Genomic DNA, 15,615 nt, shown 5'->3' with positions numbered 1-15,615 from the left:
GCTGCCGGGTTACGGCGCTTACGTCCTGCCGGGAACGGGTCGGGCGCCCGGCCGCACCCCCAGGAGGAAGGGGTGCGGCCGGGCGCCCGGTGCGGCCTTGCGGGGCCGGTTCAGTCAGCGAGCGTTGAGGCCGGTGGCGGCGAGGAAGTCGGTCCAGAACTGGGTGGCGGCTTCCTTCGCGGCGGCGAGGAAGTCGGCCCGCGCGTAGTAGTCGCCCATGGCGTGCAGGGTGTACGGGGGGTTGACGTGCGGCGGGCCCACGGGGGCGCCGCTGGCGTCGATGGGCTGGACGGTGGCGCTGCCCGCGTTTCTGATGACGAACAGGCGCCGGGTGCCGACGTAGCCGACGCTGCCGTCCGCGCTGTCGGCCCAGGTGATCATGGAGCGTTCCGGGCGGGTCGTGTTGGTGTCCTGGTCGTCGAGGCCGACGATACGGCGGGCTTGCGCGATGGCTTCGTCACGGGGCCGCTCGAACCGCTCGGGCGTGTAGAAGTCGTCGGCGTAGGGGTGATCCCAGTCGCCGCTCTCGTAGTTCCACACGGGCTCACCGAGGGTGGTGTAGGGGCAGATCATCCAGCCGTCGGCGCTGCCTTCGCGGCGTTCGACGTAGACGCGCCGGTCGGGGTCGTAAGTGTGGTCGTAGGGGATGGTGTTGCCGTCGACCTCGAACCGGTCGGCGGTGGTGCCGGGCGGGATGTCGGTGGCGCGGACCTTGGCGAGGAGGGTGGCCAGGGCGGTGGGGTCGCCGTCGCGGGCGGTGCGGGCGATGAACACCCGGTCGGCCTGGTCGAGGGGGACGCCGGAGAGCTGGTCGTAGATGCGGGCGCGGGCGTTGGCGGCGGCGCGGGTGGCAGCGTCGTGCCAGGCGGTGTTCTCTGCGTCGGTGATCACGATGTGGTGCTCCTGTTCCTGGGTGGGGTTATTCGTCGTCGGGGTGGGCGGTGTGGTCGTCGGTACCGGTCAATGCCGGGTTGATGAGGTGGAACCACTTGCCGTCGCACTCGGTGATCCAGTGGCCGCAGCTGCTGCAGATCTCAACGGGGCCTTGGCCGTCGAGGATCGCGGAGAGGTCCGCGAGGACCGGTTCCGGCTCGGCGGGCTCGTCTTCCTCGTTGTCCTGCGGGGCTTCGTCGGACTCCTCGTGCAGGGCGGGCCAGAGCGCGAGCACGTCGATCCCGTCTGTGGGGTCGAGTCCCCATACGCCGGAGTAGTGCTCGGCGTCGGGGCCGTAGTACTCGACTTCCAAGTGAGGGTGGAGGGGCGCGCACAGGGCGGAGTCGTGCAGGGGGACGACGACGGGCATGTCCGGGTCGATGTGCGCGACGTTGTCCAGGGCCTTGGCCAGGGCGCTGGTGGTGGCGGCTTTCTCGATGTCGGCGTGGTCGGCGTGGTCGTCGTGCTTGGGTCGGCTGGTGATGAGGACGGCGACGCGGGTGCCGTCGCCGGGGCGGGTGGTGATGCGGCCGATCATGCTGCTGTCGTAGAACTCCGATGTGGCCGACTTGAAGTAACCGATCTCGATGCGGGTGGTAAGGGGATAAGCGCTGCTGCCGTAGGGGTTGGAGATCATCACGGGCAGCGGGTCGTCGTCGATGTAGTCGGTGAGCGCGTCGCGGAACCGGGCAACGGTTACGGCCATGGGGTGGTGTGCTCCAGGTGAGGGCCCCGGTCGATGGGCCGGGAGTAGGTGAAGGGTGCTCCGGGCCCCGCCCCGCGCGAGGGGCGGGGCAGGAGGGGGCTACAGGGTGGTGGGCAGGAACGTGGTGGCGGGGCGGACTCCGTCGGGCAAGGCCACGAGCACGGGGTTGCTCTGGGCGAGTGCGGCGGCCAGGGAGGCGGCGCCGTAGTCGTGGACGAACCGGTCCTTGGCGACCTGCGTGATGTGCTGCTTCTTCTCGTGCTCCAGGGGATAGGCCGGGTTGATCCAGAAGCGCAGGGACGACGTCGAGACGTGGGCCATGAGCGCGATGGGAAAGCCGAGCTGGTTGGCGATGTAGCGGACCGCTTCGTCGGCGAGGGTGTCGATCCAGGCGCGGGCGATCCGGCCGAGTTCGCGGAGTTCGGCGGCGACGGAGTCGTCTCCCATGACGTCGGCCCACGTGGTGTAGGCGTCGCGGGCGACGGTCACGGTCAGGGCGATGGTGGGGAAGACGCCGGGGTTGCCGGGGTGGATGGTGGCGAGGTCGGCGGCCAGGCGGGTGGCGCTGTCGGCGCGTTCGTATGCCTTGACGAGGTCGGCGGCGTGCATGTTTCCTCCTGGGGTTGCCCGGGGGGCCGCAATCCCCCCGGGCGTGGGTGCTGGGTTCAGCAGTTGGGGCAGTAGTCGGGGACGGTGCCGTTCGGCAGGTAGTGGACGGGGGCGCCGCAGTCGGGGCACGGGCAGTAGACGGGGTTGTCGCCGCAGCAGGCGGTGAGGCCGTCGTCGCTGATGCTCGGGTCGGGGTCGGCGCACGCGACGCACGCGGGGTGGGTGCCCGGCGTGGCGAGGGTGGTGAGGGTCACGGGGTTGTTCTCCCGGGGAGGTCAGCGGCGCCCGGGTGCCGGGCGCCGCTGGGGCGGCTAGTTCCGGCAGGTGCAGGGGACGGCGGGGCCGTCGATGCCGTTGATGTCGCCGCAGGGGTCGCCGTACCACTCCAGGTTGTCGTGCTGGGTGGGGGTGAGGGTGTCGAGCCAGGCGCCGTACGCCTCGCGGGCCTGGTCGGCGAGGTCGCTGGCGGTCATGGCGCCGTGGGTGGTGTGGATCATGGGTTCCTCCTGGGGTGGTTCGGCTACCGGTTCGGGCCGCAATCCCTTGCCGGTAGCTCCAATATTACAGGGGATTTAGTATGGTGGCAACGCCGGGCCGGACACGCCGCCCGGCACTCACCGAAAGAGGAGCCATGGACGTCATGAACGAGCCGACCGTGATCGAGGGCGCGGGCGGCGGGAGCGTGGCCGTGGGTGACGCCGCCGGGGCGGTGACGCTGCGCACGCAGGGCGGGGGCGTGGTGACGCTGTCGCCGCGCGAGGTCGCGCAGGTGATGGATGCGCTGGCCCAGCACGGGCGTAGCGCGCGGCGGCACGTCGCCGGCCTGCACGCGAAGAGGCGCCGGCTGCTGGACAAGGCGCGGGCGGGTGGCGCGCCGGAGCGGCAGGCGTGGGTGCGGGGTGAGGTGGAGCGGATCACGGCCGAGCTGGAGAGGTGGGGGCCGCGCGGGTAGTGGTTGTGCGGGGAGGGGTCGCCCGGTTCGGGTGGCCCCTTCTGCACTGTTCGGGGGCGGTGCGTTGGGTGGCGTTGCCCCCGCTCTAAATCTCCTGTAATATTTGAAGTGAGCGAAGGAATTGCGGCCCTCGCTCTTGTCTACCCAGGAGGATCCCAATGGGAGCAGTTCGGGCATTCGCCCTGACGATCGCCGCCGTGGCCACGGCAGTGATCGTCACCCCGTCACCCGCGTTCGCGGCGGGCGACGGAACCATCACCAACCCCGTGCAGGGCAGCACCGTCCCGTTCGGGCAGAGCGTCAAGGTGGTCGCGAACACGGACGGGACCTGTGACCCCGTCCTTCGCGTCCGCACCCCTGACGCGAAGTTGGTGAAGGTCGCGGTCGGGGACGCCGGGACCATGTGCGGGCCGATCGGGTTCGGCGGCACCTACGTGCCGGACACCCCGGGCACCCACACGGTGGTCCTGGCCGACGCGACCGGGGGAACCCTGTCGGAGGTGGTGATCACGGTGGAGACCCCACCGGCCACCCCGACCCCGGCCCCGACGCTGGCGCCGACGCCGACCGCGTCGGAGACGACCCCGGCGGCCACGGCCACGGTCACGGTCACCCCGACGCCGACCGCCGTCAAGACGGTGGTCGTCACCAAGACGCCGACGCCGAAGCCGACCGGCAAGGCGAAGGCGACTCCGGCGCCCACGGTCACGCGGACGGTCACCCTGCGCCCGGCGGCGCCGACCTACCCGGTCCAGGCCCCGGCCCCGGTGCAGCAGGTCCCCCAGGTCGTGGTCAACCAGCCTGCGGAGAACCCGCAGGAGCCGGAAGTGGTGTTCGCCCCGGCACAGCCCCCGGCGGCGCCGTCCGTGGTGCCGACCGTGGAAGCCGCGCCGGTCGCCTACCAGACGACCCCCGCGCAGCCTGACACGGTCCTGGTCGTGCTGGCCACGCTCGGCGGCGTCGGACTCGTCGCCTTGCTCGGCACGGCTGTGTGGGCCACGCGGCACCGGGAGCCCCGGCAGCGCCGGGAGCCCGGACAGCGCCGTAACTGCCTGAACTAGGCACACTCCCCCGGGCACCCCGCCCGCCCGCGATCCAGGCGGGTGGGGCGCCCCCTTCTCTTGCGTGGCCCTACAGCGAAGGACACCCGACGATGAACGCTCAGACCTCCCCCGCTCCGCTTCCCCTGACGGACCGCATCCGCATCGCGTACAACCTGCTGGCCGACGACCCCGGCCTGTCGTTCGTGAGCATCGCCGACGTGCGGCGGATGGTCGGCACCTACCAGGCCACCCCCGAAGGGGTCGATGCGGCCCTGCGGGAGATGGCCGGCCTGCCCGACGTGAGCATCCGCCCCGCCCGGTTCATGAACGTGACCCTGTCCCGTGACGACCGCGAGGGGGCGGTGAGCATCGGCGGCCGTGAGTGCCACCTGCTGTGGATCGGATGACCAGCTCTGCCCCGGGCCGCCCGGCCCGGGGGCCTCTCTCCTCTTCGGACTCTTCGGAAAGGCCCGCACGATGGATCTCAGCGCGGATCTCGCCGCCATCCTCGATCTCGACTCCGGCACCTACACGGGTTCCACCAACCCGGACGGCAGCCCCACGCCCGACTTCCTCATCTGGGAGGCGAAGGTCGCCGTCCGGGTGGCGGTGCAGGACCTGCTGGCCGCTGGGCGGAGCCTGCGCGTCAGCATCGGTGTTCCGGCCGGCCACCCGATGACGGCCACGGTCAAGGGGCTGGCCATGGTCAAGGCGGGCACGAACCCGGGTGTGCAGCGGCGGCTGGACGCCTACGACGCCGCGCGTGAGGCGTTCGTGAACGCGGCCATCGAGCTGGCCGCGGTGGACTCGACGGTGGACCTTCGGGCGTTGCTCGACTGGTGAGCTGTGCTCGTGTCGATGCGCCCGCACCGGCCGCGTGCCGGTGCGGGCGCGTGGCGTTCCGGGGTTCCCCTTGCCACCGAACTAAATGCTCTGTAATATTTGATCTGCAAGTGAGGGATTGCGGCCCTCTATTCGACTCCCAGGAGGAACCCCGATGCGCGTGTTCGACAACCCCGGCGCCCTGGTCGGCCAGCGGGTCACCATCACCACCCACCAGGGTGAGGTCTACGCCGACGCCTACGTCCTCGACTACACCGACAGCCGCGGGGAGGGACTCGGATGGCTCGACATCATGGCGACCTTCGAGATCGAGCCCATGTACACCGAGTCCCGGCGTCACCGGGTGTTCGTCGCCGACGTCGCCGGCGTCGCCCCGGCCGCGACGGATGAGGACTACGAGCTGGCCCGCCGGGTGTCCCGGGTGCTGTGGAGCGCCCCGGCGACGCGGACGTGGGCGCCGCACGAGGTCGCCCGCAGGATGAAGGTGGACGCGGCGACCGCGCGCCGGGCCCTGGAATGGATGGCGGTGCGCTTCGAGGTCGCCGTGCACGGCACCGGGCGGCGGGTCCGCTACTCGCGCAAGGTGTGGCTGTGCCCGATCCCTGAGACCCCCTCGACCGAGGTCGGCCGGTCGCTCGCCGCCGATCTTGAGCCGTTCGGGTGGTGGGCGCGCAACTCCAACACCGGCGACCACAGCGCCGCATTGCGCCGGGCGGGCGGGCGGCCGACGCCCGGCTACGACGGGGTGCGGCTGGCCATCTGGGCGGAGCAGGACAGCAAGAGTGTCAAGAGCGCGTGGCGGGTCTCGGCGGACGGGACGGGGACGCCGATCGCGTTCCAGGAGGCTCAGGACCTCCTGTTGGGCAACTGGGCGGACCTCGCCCCCGCGCGGCCGTCCCGCATCGCCTCCGCGGAACCTGAGACGGCCCGTGTCGCCGTCCTGTCCACCTCCGGGAACTTCCGGGTGCACCGCGCCGGATGCGCCGACCTGAAGCACCTGGGCCGCTCCCAGCACGCCGCCCCGTTCCCCGTCGCAGCGCAGACCCGCGACGCCATCGCCGCCGAGCTGAACCAGGAATTCATCGACGAAGGCTCCATGACCGCCGCCGAGGCGCTCGACTACGTCGATTTCCTGCCCTGCTCCGGACTCCGCTGACCCGCGCCGGGGCGGCCTCCTTCAGGCCGCCCCGGCTTCTCCTCCCCTGCCCTGCCTCAGCCCCATGGAGCCACCACCGATGAACACCGACACCCACCCGCCGCTCACCGCCCGAGATGCCGCTCTCGCCAAGGCCGGCGACCGCTTCCTCACCTACCTCGGCGAGGCGCACGAGGCGCTCCGGAACGCTCGCCGAGCCCTCGCTGACCTCGCCTTGGACAACTTCGGTGAGCTGCACGGCGACTTCGACCCGACCGACTACGCCGACGCGTCCGCTGAGATCGAGCGGGCGATGCGCGCCGTCCGGCACGCCGACCGGATCGGCGGCGCTCACTGCGACGAGCTGGCCAGGAAGACCGGCCGGCCGACCCGCCATTGCCTCACGATCGAGACCATGAGCAACGCCCTGGTCTTCATGGAGTACGAGCCCGGACAGGAGCCATCCGTACGGGGCTGCGTCGTGGTCCGGGGCTCGGCGCGCGAGGAGGCCCAGGAGCGGGCCGCCAGGCTCGGCGTCGCCTACGTCGAGCCGACCGACCCGGCCGTGCTGGCGCTGATCGACGGACGGGAGGCGTGATGGTCGCCCGGACTCCGAGCGGAGAGGTGATCACCTGCGACGGGTGCGACGCACCGGTCGAGGAGGTCCGCGACGACATGCAGCACCCCGCCCCGGCCGACGTATGGGGGCCCGACGTGATCTACATCGTGTGCCGCCCCCTGCCGGACGGCTCCCAGCCGTGCCTGACGCTCGCAGAGCTGGCCGACGACCTGTACCGGGCCGTCCGCTGCCGGAAGCCCGGCTGTAAGGGCTGCTGACCGCAATCAGCTTCCTGCCCTGCTCTACCTTCCTGGGGGCTCGGTGGATGTATCGAGCCCCCAGGTCACCGTCTTTGGTCAGATCACCACAAGGTCGGGACAGGCGCGACAACAGACGTAGTCTCAACGGCCGCCGAAGAGCCGCCTGCTCGGACAAGATCAGCTTCCGAAGTCCGAGTCTGGAGGAGCTCCGGCTGCGACAGTGGAAGCAACGCCTCAACTACATCCAGCACGGGGAACTCACGGCGATCGGCCAGGTAACGGGCAACGGTCCGGGAGGCTGGTCGGGGCAAAGCGGCCTCCTTAGGGATCTGTGCGTCAGCAGTGAGGAAGGACACGACAACTTCCCACGCCTTGAAGAAGGTCTCAACGAAGCTGCCGTCGTAAGGCATCGGGCAGACAATCAAGTTGCGCTTGTCGTCCTTGTAGATCTTGTCGGAACCGCCATGGCTTGCGGGCACGATACCCACGCGGAGTCCCGGATACCCCTTCAACGCGGAGGGGTTGATCTTCACGGTGGTCGCCACCCAGGAGTCACTATCTATACGCCCGAGGAAGAGATCAGCTCGCCATAGACCGCTGATGCTCTGGGGCAACTCCGAGCCGGCTCCCCTCTTCCTGAAGGCCGCCGACGCACTGGCGAGAGCCTTCTTCAGCTTCACGGGGCGCCCCCGAGAACCGGACAAGAGTACTGACTGATCAGTCAGTACCTCTCCGGCGGTGTCGATGAGCTGCTGCGAGCCCGCCTTCTCTGCTCCAAAGAGGATGGATGCGACACTTTCACCCTTGACCTTGCACTGCGCAAGCGCATCGTAGGCGCGTTCAACCACGTGCGGGTTGTTACGACGGATCGCGTCGTGCACGGCGTACTCGAAACAGATACCTGTGTCACCGTCTCCCGGCCGCCGCAGACGGGGCAGCATCTTCAACTTGACCCCGGTTCGTCCTCCCGCTTCGGCTACGACGTCCCCCTTGAGGGAGTAGAGGATACCGATGAGGATCGGCCGAACCACGGCGGTGATGGCCGACACCTCGTCGGCGACCTCGTTGAGTTGACGTTCACTCCTGATCTGCACGGGGATACCGTAGTCCGCCTATGCCGACATAGGTGGACTTACGGGAAAGCAGCTCGGCCGAACTCTGGGGTGCGTGTACCTACGCCCAGTGCTGCTGCAGGCTCGGACATGCTCTTCCGGTGCAGCGACCTGGCCAGCCACGAATACCGCTCCTCCGCCACAGCGGTCACCCCTCCGCCTCGCCCGGCTCCTGGCCGGCCTGCTCGGCTCGCGCGGCACGGCGGGCCTTCACCTCGGCGATCCGCCTCGCGAGACTGCTCTCAATCTCCGTCTGATGGTTCAGCGTGACCGGCCCCCCGTTCGGCCCGGACACCTCGACCGCCTTGACCGGCCGCCACTCCTCCGGGAACATCCGCGCCAGCAGCTCCAGCGCGATACGGCCGTTCGGCGGCGTCGTCTGCACGCCCTCGGTGCCGTCCGGGCGGGTCTCCCGCTTGATCTCCACTCCGCCGATCGCGTCTTGGAACGCGGCGTTGATCAGGATGTCGCGGGCCGTCGCGCGCGCCTGCGTAAGGGCCTGACGAAACTGACGAATTTCGTCGGTGGCGTCGTCGGCTTCGCCTTGTTCCATCCATCGGTGGACGGTGCGGTCGGAGACTCCGACGAGTGCGGCGGCTGAGGCGATGCTGTGGCCGTTCTCCAGGGCCTTGACGAGGTCGCGTTGGAGGTCGGGAGTGAGCTTGGTGGGGCGGCCGGGGCCGCGGGCTTCTGTGTCGCTCACAGCGTGTCCTTCCGTGTGGCGTGCCAGGTGGTGGCGGTGCTTCGGCCGTGCCGTGTGACGAGGTCGAGGAGTTCGAGGTGGTGGAGGAGGGTCTGTGTGCGGCGCGGGGATCCGCCGATGTGGTCGAGCCGTGTTCTGGGGAGTCCGCGGGGGGACGCGCGGAGGGTGGTGAGGATGCGTTCGCGGTCGGCGGCGTCGCGTGTGGGCGGTTGCGGGGCGGCGACCGGGGCGGGGGTGGGCGGGGTGGGGGTGTAGTGGCGTTCGATCTCCAGGGTGCCGTCTGGGTGCTGGCGGATGACCTCCCGGGCGAGGTTGCCGAGCGGGCGAGGCTGGACGGGGATGTCGGTTGCGGTTTCGTCTGCGATGCGTCGGGCGCGGTCGATGGCGGCGCTGAAGGCGGGGTGTTCCTGCTTCCAGCGGTGGACGGTGGACTCGCTGACGCCGCAGAGGCCGGCGGCGGCGCGGGTGGTGTGGCCGGTCGCGAGGTGGGTGAGGATGCGGCCTTGAAGGTCGGGGGTGAGTTTGGTCGGCCGGCCGACCTTGCGGGGGCCGTTCACAGCCGTCCCCGGGTGGCCATGGTCGTCCTGGTCGTCCTGGTCGTATCGATGCGGCGGGCGGCGTGGTCGGCTTCCTCGGGGGTGATGTAGCCGGGCGGTAGGTAGGAGCCGATGGGGCCGGCCTGGTCGGCGGGCATGAGGGTGCGGGCGCCTTGGACGGGGACGAGGGCGAGGACCGTGCCGTCTTCGAGGAGCGCCCAGGCGGCGATGGGGCAGGGAAGCGGTATGCCGGTGTAGGCGATGCGCCAGCCGTCCGCGGGGATGATCTGCTTGATCGGCGGGGTGGTCATAGGAAGGCTCCGGGCCGGTAGGTGGTGGCGTACCAGGACGCGGTGTTGGTGGGGGTCTCGGCGACGTCGACGCGGAGCACTGCGGCGTCGACGCGGTCGGCGGCTTGGCGTAGCCAGGTGTGGGCGTGGTGGGCGAGGAGCTGGGCGACGGCTTCGACGGTCGGCCATGGCTGCTCGGGGAAGTCGGCGCCGAAGACGTAGACGCGGCAGCGTTCAGCGCGGAGGGGTTCGAGGAGCGGGTCGTCGGCGCCGAGGAGGGTGGCGTGGTCGAGGTGGGTGTCGATCCAGGCGCGCATCAGCTTCTTGAAGCGGCCGAATTCCACGATGGTGCTGTCGTTGTTGAGGTAGCCGGCGCCGAAGGTGATGTCGGCCTTCCAGGTGTGTCCGTGGAGGTTGGCGCACTTGCCGCCGAGGTGGGGCAGGCGGTGGGCGGCGTCGAAGCTGTGGCGGAGGGTCGCGGTGAACACGTGGTTAGGGGTTCCTGTTGCTAGTGGAGAACGTGGGGAAGCCCGCGGAGTGTGGCATGTTCCGCGGTTTGCGTCTTCGGCCCTGGTCAGGCCCGGTTTCGGGGGCGGGCGGTGGGCGCGATGATGAGCGCGACGGCGTGGACGCCGGCGAGGGCCAGGGCGAGGAGTTGCAGGGTGCCGCTGCTCGTGGTGGCCACGGTCCAGGCGAGGGCGCCGATCGTGGTGAGCTGCACGGAGCGGGCGAAGGCGATCGCGCCGTTGGACTGTCCGGCGGGCCGCTGCTCGGGCCTGGGTGTGGCGGTCATACGGCGGCCCCGATGGGCTCGGCCGCCGGGTCGACGACGGGAGCGGGGGCGGTCGGGCAGGCCGGGGCGAACCAGTTCCGGGGGGCCGGCTCCTTGAGCGTCTGAGCGCCAGCGGGGCCGGGGACGTCGGCGGGCTCGGGAAGGCCGGCCGGGTCGCCTGCGGATGGTTCGTCGGTGAGGTCGCCGGATGCGGTGAAGGGGGCGAACAGTTCGGGGGCGGCGGCGCGCTCGGCGTACTTGGCGGCCAGCTCGTCGTAGATGGGGGTGTTCATGCCCCCGGGTGTAGCAGGGCGCGGGGTTTACGTCCCGGCGGGCTGCTTGGGGGGTCGGCCGCGGCGCTTGGGCTGGTGGACGCAGACGGTGCATTCGCACGGGAGGGTGGTGGCGTCGGGGGCCGGCCGCGGGTCGGGGTTGATGCGCCAGCCCTTGCACGCCTTGTGGTTGCGGGTGGCGCACGCCAAGGACCAGGCGGTCACGTCGGTGACGCCGGGCGGCGGGTTGATGGGTGCGTCTGCGAGGGCCACGGGGTCTATGGTCCCACGGGTTGTTACGTGTGGGGCATAGCGGCATGGCAAATGGCGGCCACTCCGGGGATTTCCGGGCCGGCTGCTGCTGTCTGTTCCCCGGGGCTGAGAGGCATGATCAGCCCCGCCGTGTTTACTTCGTAGATTTCTAAGGATCAGGAGCCTCAGAAGCAACAGGGGTGGGTCTACGCCACCGCGAACAGGTCGAGCTGGTCGAACTCCGGGGCGGCTCCGGGTTCGGGCCTGGCGGTGGTCCGCAGTCCGCTGCGGGCGCCCCGCAGCACCGCCGTACGGCGGGCCGGTCGGGGGGTGAGCAGGCGCCGACCAGTCGGCGCGGCCGGAACGGCGGGGGCGGCGGTCTGCACGATCGCCGCCCCCAACAGGCGGGCGACCTCCTCGGCGTCGGCCTTGCCGGTGACGTCGAACCAGCCGTATTCGGCGTACTGGGCGGCGATGGCGTCGGCCTGCTCCCACAGCGGCGCGTCCCCGTCGAGCTGCGGGGCGGGCTCGGTGTCCGGGCGCAGCAGAGTGGCCACGATGACGTCGAACGCACGGGCCCGGAACGCGCGCAGGTGAGCGCGGCGCTCGACCTCGCTCACCCCGTCCAGGTGCCGGGCGGCGGAGGAGTGACGCTCCCAGCGGCCGTAGTGGCGGACCACGAGCGCGGTGTAGCCCTCGACCAGCTCGACCAGGCGCGGCAGCGCGGAAGCGAAGCGGGCGACCCACTCGGGGGTGCCGTGCGCCTGGAGGGTGACCGTGTCGAGCTGGGTGACCGTGACGCCGTTGGCGGCGGCGAACCGGCGGGCCGCGCGCAGGCGGGCGGCGGCCTTCGCGGTGCCGGAGCCGGTGGGGAAGGTGAACCGCACCGACGCCCGGCGGCCGGTGATGCGCAGCGTGTCGGCGGTGACGTAGGCGGCGCGGCGACGGGCCTCCTTCGCCAGCCGTTCGGCGTGGCGGGCCTCGGCGTGCTCGCGGCAGGACTGCCACAGCGCTTCACGGTCGATCGGAGCGGCGGGAGCCTGCCGGGCGGGGGCGGGCTTGTAGATGGCGGCGAGGCGGGCCATCTGCTCGCCGATGCCGCGCGTCCCGGCCAGCGGCGCGGTCAGGGCGGGCCACACCTTGCGGGCCAGGTCGACGTACGCCCGTCCGCCGAGCACGGTCACGTTGGCGCCGGTGATGCCGAGGGCGGCGGCCTGCTCGCGCAGGGTCTCGCCGGTCACGGTGCCCGCCTGCCCGGCCCGCAGCTCGTACGGGGCGAGCAGTTGGTCGAGTTCGACCAGGCCGTGCAGCGCGGAGAGGATCAGCACCCGGCCGCCTTCCCCGGCGAGCACGTCGGCCGCGCGCCGTGCGGCCCGGTGGTAAGAGCCGGTGTAGAGCTCGCCGGCGGGCACGGGGGTGTCGGTGGATGCCTTGCGGCCTCCGCACGGCACGATCACGACCACGGGGGTGGGGTCGAGGGGGGTCGTCGTGGTGGTGAGGGTGGTCAAGGGGTTCCTCCGGAGATCCGCGCAAGGGCCGCAATTCCCCGCGCGGATCTCATATTACAGACTATTTAGTTATGTGCAAGGCGGGCCGATCATGAGGCGGACACGTACTCGGCGACGTCGCCCCACCGCTCGGACACGGTGGTGAGGAGACGCCGCTCCTGCTCCATGGCCGTGGTGTCGCGCCTCCACTGGTCGTCGTCGCGCCAGCCGTCGATCTCGGCCTGAATCAGCCCGTCCAAGGTGGTGGGGTCGAGCGCGTCGAGCTCCCACGAGGAGTGGCCATGCTCGCGGATGTAGCCGCGGGCGCGGGAGTCGGTGATCTTCGCCGGGTTCGGCGGCGGGTTGTACTGCTCGATCTGGTCCATGTTCAACGCCAGGCGGACGACGTCGACCTTCGCGCCGAACAGCTCCAGCCGGTCGGTGATGTCGCGGGTCATGTCGACCCCGGAGGGGTCGTGGTCGCCCAGGTGGATGATGACCGGCTGCTGGCCGGCGTCGACGTAGCGGCGCAGCCGCTGGGCGGCGCCCCAGACTTCGGACTGGCTGGTGTAGCCGCGGCAGGAGAAGTAGTCGACGTCGTTGCGCTCGCACACTCCGGCGATCACACCGACCAGGGCGTCTTTCTCGATCCACACCTCGACGCGGTGCGGCTGGCTGGCCCATCGGGCGGTGCGGTACTGCTGGGCGACGGCGTCGACGATCTGCTCGGGGTTGTCCCAGTGGGCGAGGCTGCGCAGGTTGCGGGTGCGGTCGACGATGTAGTTCCAGTCGATCGCGCCGGCGAGGCGGGCGTCGTTGATGATCGCACCGAGCCGCTTGTAGGAGCGGTCGGAGTTCTCGATCCAGGCGCGGGCGACGAACTGGTAGTACAGCTGCCGCAGGGTGAGATCGAAGCCCTGGCGGGCGTAGGCGGCGCAGATGGCGTTCGCCTTGTCGATGATGTCCCGGTGGGTGGGGTTGAAGTCCTTGGGGACGTAGCAGATTCGAGGCATGGTGGTGCTCCGGGAGTCTTCGGTAGTCAGGGCGGCGCGACCGGTCGGTGGCCAGGCCGCCTAAGGGGTGGTTTGTTCGGTCGCGAGTCAGCGGGTGAGGGTGGGAGCGCGGAGCCAGCGGCGCTCCTCGGGGGTGGTGGCGGCCCACACGCCGAACTTGGGCGGGTTGGCCTGCACGTCGGCCCGGCACGCCGGTAGGACGGGGCAGGCCCGGCAGATGGCCTTGGCCCGTTCGGTGTCGCGCTCGCCGGCGGGGCCGTGGTGGCTGATCGGAAAGAACAGCTCAGGGTCGGTGTCGCGGCAGGCACCGCGCGTGGCCCAGGTCATACGGCAACCGGCCGGTGGGCGTTCTCGTACTGCTCGCGGACCGTGCGGCTCACGCGGCCGATCCGGTTGCACTCGATGCCCTTCCCGAGCGCCCACGCGCGGATATCGGCGTCCGTGGCGCCGTTCTGTGTGCCGCGGGTCGCGCGGATGGTGGCTCCGGCGGCCTTCGCGCGCTGCCGGGCGTCGGCCAGCTTGCGCTCCAGCTCGGCCACCTCGTCGAGCGCGGCCTGCCGGGCGGCGGCCGCGGCCTCCTCGGCGGCGCGGCGCTCGGCCACCCCGGCGTAGGTGTCGCGGAGCTTGCCGATCGCGGCCTCGGCACGGTTCAGCGCGGCCTGGACGTGCTTGTCGTCGCAGACTCGGGCGTTAGCCAGCAGCTCATCGACGGGGTCGCCGGTGGTGGTGATGACGATGCGCGGCTTAGGAGTCCGTGTCGCGGCGATGGCGGCGACGTCGGCGGGCAGGGCCGGCTTGCCGTCGTCCTTCGACAGGTCGGCCGCGAGGCCGGTCGTGGGGTGGACGGTCCACCCCTGGCGTCGGGCGGCCTGCACGATGGTGGCGAGCTTCAGGCCGGTCTCAGCGGCGGCGTGCTGGGCGGTGTTGCCTTCGGCCAGCAGAGCGAGGGCGTGGGCGTGGTCGGCGTGCAGAGCAGTCGGCATTGCGGAGGGTCCTTCTGGGAGAGGGCGGCGCGTGGGTGCGCCGCCCCGGGGTTGGTCAGAACGGCGGTTCGGAGGAGAACGGCTGCCAGGTGTGCACGCTGTTGGACCGCACCCATGCCGTACGGCCGGGACGCCTGGCCAGCCTCATCGCGTGGTCGGAGGTTTTGACCCAGGTTGTCGGCGCCTGGCCGGGGTAGGCGCCCTCGGTGACGGCGTACTCCTCCTGGATGGGGAGGCTGCGCCAGTAGGCGACCCGTTCGCGAAGTTCCTCCAGCTCGGCGACCATGCCGGGGAAGTCGTCGCAGAGCAGTTCCCGCAGGGCACGCTGCGCCTCGGGGGGCAGCTGCTCCGTCAGGGAGAGGGCCGTGACGTGGTTCAGGCGGACGGTGACCGCGTTGAGGTCGACCGGGGGCTGCTCCTCTTCGGGGTCCGGCGGTTCGGGGTCGCGGTGGTCGTCCAGGTCGTCCAGGTCGTGTAGGTCGATGTCCCGGCCGTCGTGGGTTTCGACGATCATCTGTGCCTTCCTCAGGTCGTGGGGTACCGAGGGGCGGCGCGTGGGCGCGCCGCCCCAGGGGTGGTCAGAAGTGGGAACTGCGCAAGTGGTAGCGGCGGCGCTCGTCCACGTAGGCGCGGGTACCGGCCTTCACCTCGTACGCGTCGGCGCAGCCGTCGGGGGGGCAGGTGAAGACGTAGCCGGTGGGGCCGGGGCAGTCCTGCCCTTCGGCGGGCTTGCCGTTGCTGGTGATCTTGTGGGTGCAGGTGGAGCCGTCTTCGTGGACGCGGCGGGTGGCGGGGAAGCGCTTCGGCTTGTCGGCCATGTCGTCCTCCGGATGGTCGGTGAGGGGTCCGGCGTGGGCTAGCTGGAGGGCCACAGGACGATGCAGGGGGCACCGTCCGGGCGGGGCTTTCCGGTGACCTCGTGCTCGTCGCCGTACGGGCTGGGGTCGCGGATGAAGAAGGCGTTGACGCCGACCATGTGGAGCGGGTGGAAGGAGTTGCCTTCCCTGTCGCTGGCGAGGACGACCTTCGCGGTGCGGGGCTGCTTCGCGGCGACCTTCAGGAGGTCGCCCCAGGTCATGTCGAGCGGCATGCCTTTGTCGTCGGTGATCTCGTACGCCTGGATGTCGTCGGCCGGGGTGTGCTGGTCGTTCACGG

Annotated in this window: 27 protein-coding genes; 7 read left to right on the top strand and 20 right to left on the bottom strand. The window is 70.9% G+C overall.

Going from position 1 to position 15,615, the window contains the following annotated elements; translation table 11 throughout:
- Window positions 1-114: 114 nt before the first annotated feature.
- The 5 genes from ACQP10_RS38350 to ACQP10_RS38330 all read right to left on the bottom strand — a co-directional run bounded on the left by ACQP10_RS38350 (window position 115) and on the right by ACQP10_RS38330 (window position 2,745).
- Window positions 115-891, bottom strand: a complete 777-nt coding sequence (locus ACQP10_RS38350; protein WP_433542019.1) for a hypothetical protein — start codon at window positions 889-891, stop codon at window positions 115-117.
- 28 nt (window positions 892-919) lie between these two features.
- Window positions 920-1,639, bottom strand: a complete 720-nt coding sequence (locus tag ACQP10_RS38345) for a hypothetical protein (RefSeq protein WP_433542018.1) — start codon at window positions 1,637-1,639, stop codon at window positions 920-922.
- A gap of 99 nt (window positions 1,640-1,738) precedes the next feature.
- Window positions 1,739-2,248 carry a hypothetical protein gene (locus ACQP10_RS38340; protein WP_433542017.1) on the bottom strand — a complete coding sequence of 170 codons (510 nt, stop codon included), beginning with the start codon at window positions 2,246-2,248 and terminating at the stop codon, window positions 1,739-1,741.
- A 56-nt stretch (window positions 2,249-2,304) separates the two neighbouring features.
- Window positions 2,305-2,502 (bottom strand): hypothetical protein, encoded by a 198-nt coding sequence (locus ACQP10_RS38335; protein WP_433542016.1) that lies wholly within the window; start codon window positions 2,500-2,502, stop codon window positions 2,305-2,307.
- A 57-nt stretch (window positions 2,503-2,559) separates the two neighbouring features.
- Window positions 2,560-2,745: a hypothetical protein gene (locus tag ACQP10_RS38330; protein WP_433542015.1), complete on the bottom strand. Its 186-nt coding sequence runs from the start codon at window positions 2,743-2,745 to the stop codon at window positions 2,560-2,562.
- 143 nt (window positions 2,746-2,888) lie between these two features.
- Here ACQP10_RS38330 and ACQP10_RS38325 point away from each other — a divergent pair, with 143 nt between their 5' ends.
- The 7 genes from ACQP10_RS38325 (at window position 2,889) to ACQP10_RS38295 (ending at window position 7,058) form a co-directional block, all read left to right on the top strand.
- Window positions 2,889-3,200, top strand: coding sequence for a hypothetical protein (locus tag ACQP10_RS38325; protein ID WP_433542014.1), 312 nt, complete (start codon window positions 2,889-2,891; stop codon window positions 3,198-3,200).
- A 158-nt stretch (window positions 3,201-3,358) separates the two neighbouring features.
- Window positions 3,359-4,261: a hypothetical protein gene (locus ACQP10_RS38320; protein WP_433542013.1), complete on the top strand. Its 903-nt coding sequence runs from the start codon at window positions 3,359-3,361 to the stop codon at window positions 4,259-4,261.
- Between the two features lie 92 nt (window positions 4,262-4,353).
- Entirely contained in the window at window positions 4,354-4,650 is a 297-nt protein-coding gene (locus ACQP10_RS38315; RefSeq protein ID WP_433542012.1) for a hypothetical protein, read from the top strand.
- A gap of 70 nt (window positions 4,651-4,720) precedes the next feature.
- Window positions 4,721-5,086 (top strand): hypothetical protein, encoded by a 366-nt coding sequence (locus ACQP10_RS38310; RefSeq protein WP_433542011.1) that lies wholly within the window; start codon window positions 4,721-4,723, stop codon window positions 5,084-5,086.
- Between the two features lie 154 nt (window positions 5,087-5,240).
- Entirely contained in the window at window positions 5,241-6,242 is a 1,002-nt protein-coding gene (locus ACQP10_RS38305) for a hypothetical protein (RefSeq protein WP_433542010.1), read from the top strand.
- 79 nt (window positions 6,243-6,321) lie between these two features.
- Complete coding sequence (locus tag ACQP10_RS38300; RefSeq protein ID WP_433542009.1) at window positions 6,322-6,819, top strand: hypothetical protein; 498 nt, start codon at window positions 6,322-6,324, stop codon at window positions 6,817-6,819.
- Window positions 6,819-7,058, top strand: coding sequence for a hypothetical protein (locus ACQP10_RS38295; protein WP_433542008.1), 240 nt, complete (start codon window positions 6,819-6,821; stop codon window positions 7,056-7,058). The genes ACQP10_RS38300 and ACQP10_RS38295 overlap by 1 nt, the downstream gene beginning before the upstream one ends.
- A gap of 83 nt (window positions 7,059-7,141) precedes the next feature.
- On the opposite strand, the gene ACQP10_RS38290 is transcribed toward ACQP10_RS38295, so the two are convergent.
- From ACQP10_RS38290 to ACQP10_RS38220, 15 genes are all read right to left on the bottom strand, one after another.
- Entirely contained in the window at window positions 7,142-8,134 is a 993-nt protein-coding gene (locus tag ACQP10_RS38290) for a hypothetical protein (protein WP_433542007.1), read from the bottom strand.
- A gap of 166 nt (window positions 8,135-8,300) precedes the next feature.
- Window positions 8,301-8,855 (bottom strand): helix-turn-helix domain-containing protein, encoded by a 555-nt coding sequence (locus tag ACQP10_RS38285; RefSeq protein ID WP_433542006.1) that lies wholly within the window; start codon window positions 8,853-8,855, stop codon window positions 8,301-8,303.
- Window positions 8,852-9,412 (bottom strand): helix-turn-helix domain-containing protein, encoded by a 561-nt coding sequence (locus ACQP10_RS38280; RefSeq protein WP_433542005.1) that lies wholly within the window; start codon window positions 9,410-9,412, stop codon window positions 8,852-8,854. The genes ACQP10_RS38285 and ACQP10_RS38280 overlap by 4 nt, the downstream gene beginning before the upstream one ends.
- Entirely contained in the window at window positions 9,409-9,702 is a 294-nt protein-coding gene (locus ACQP10_RS38275) for a hypothetical protein (RefSeq protein ID WP_433542004.1), read from the bottom strand. The genes ACQP10_RS38280 and ACQP10_RS38275 overlap by 4 nt, the downstream gene beginning before the upstream one ends.
- Window positions 9,699-10,169 carry a 6-pyruvoyl trahydropterin synthase family protein gene (locus ACQP10_RS38270; protein WP_433542003.1) on the bottom strand — a complete coding sequence of 157 codons (471 nt, stop codon included), beginning with the start codon at window positions 10,167-10,169 and terminating at the stop codon, window positions 9,699-9,701. The genes ACQP10_RS38275 and ACQP10_RS38270 overlap by 4 nt, the downstream gene beginning before the upstream one ends.
- 86 nt (window positions 10,170-10,255) lie before the next feature.
- The gene (locus tag ACQP10_RS38265) at window positions 10,256-10,474 is read right to left on the bottom strand and encodes a hypothetical protein (protein WP_433542002.1); all 219 of its coding nucleotides are present in this window, start codon (window positions 10,472-10,474) and stop codon (window positions 10,256-10,258) included.
- Window positions 10,471-10,746 carry a hypothetical protein gene (locus ACQP10_RS38260; RefSeq protein WP_433542001.1) on the bottom strand — a complete coding sequence of 92 codons (276 nt, stop codon included), beginning with the start codon at window positions 10,744-10,746 and terminating at the stop codon, window positions 10,471-10,473. Before ACQP10_RS38260 ends, ACQP10_RS38265 begins: the two co-directional genes overlap by 4 nt.
- A gap of 27 nt (window positions 10,747-10,773) precedes the next feature.
- Window positions 10,774-10,998 (bottom strand): hypothetical protein, encoded by a 225-nt coding sequence (locus tag ACQP10_RS38255; RefSeq protein WP_433542000.1) that lies wholly within the window; start codon window positions 10,996-10,998, stop codon window positions 10,774-10,776.
- Between the two features lie 185 nt (window positions 10,999-11,183).
- Window positions 11,184-12,485 carry a DUF6884 domain-containing protein gene (locus tag ACQP10_RS38250; RefSeq protein ID WP_433541999.1) on the bottom strand — a complete coding sequence of 434 codons (1,302 nt, stop codon included), beginning with the start codon at window positions 12,483-12,485 and terminating at the stop codon, window positions 11,184-11,186.
- An 89-nt stretch (window positions 12,486-12,574) separates the two neighbouring features.
- Window positions 12,575-13,477 carry a hypothetical protein gene (locus ACQP10_RS38245; RefSeq protein ID WP_433541998.1) on the bottom strand — a complete coding sequence of 301 codons (903 nt, stop codon included), beginning with the start codon at window positions 13,475-13,477 and terminating at the stop codon, window positions 12,575-12,577.
- Window positions 13,478-13,564: 87 nt separating this feature from the next.
- Window positions 13,565-13,804, bottom strand: coding sequence for a WhiB family transcriptional regulator (locus ACQP10_RS38240; protein ID WP_433541997.1), 240 nt, complete (start codon window positions 13,802-13,804; stop codon window positions 13,565-13,567).
- The gene (locus ACQP10_RS38235; RefSeq protein ID WP_433541996.1) at window positions 13,801-14,460 is read right to left on the bottom strand and encodes an Lsr2 family DNA-binding protein; all 660 of its coding nucleotides are present in this window, start codon (window positions 14,458-14,460) and stop codon (window positions 13,801-13,803) included. Before ACQP10_RS38235 ends, ACQP10_RS38240 begins: the two co-directional genes overlap by 4 nt.
- Before the next feature lie 55 nt (window positions 14,461-14,515).
- Window positions 14,516-14,974: a hypothetical protein gene (locus tag ACQP10_RS38230; RefSeq protein ID WP_433541995.1), complete on the bottom strand. Its 459-nt coding sequence runs from the start codon at window positions 14,972-14,974 to the stop codon at window positions 14,516-14,518.
- Between the two features lie 64 nt (window positions 14,975-15,038).
- A complete protein-coding gene (locus ACQP10_RS38225) occupies window positions 15,039-15,278 on the bottom strand; it encodes a hypothetical protein (RefSeq protein WP_433541994.1) in 240 nt (79 codons plus the stop codon).
- Between the two features lie 38 nt (window positions 15,279-15,316).
- Window positions 15,317-15,613: a hypothetical protein gene (locus tag ACQP10_RS38220; protein WP_433541993.1), complete on the bottom strand. Its 297-nt coding sequence runs from the start codon at window positions 15,611-15,613 to the stop codon at window positions 15,317-15,319.
- Between the last annotated feature and the right edge of the window lie 2 nt (window positions 15,614-15,615).

The sequence above is a fragment of the Streptosporangium sandarakinum genome (assembly GCF_050942225.1).
Classification (GTDB): domain Bacteria; phylum Actinomycetota; class Actinomycetes; order Streptosporangiales; family Streptosporangiaceae; genus Streptosporangium; species Streptosporangium nondiastaticum.
Note: the sequence above shows the minus strand (reverse complement) of the source record. Positions and strands in the feature narration are given on the sequence as shown.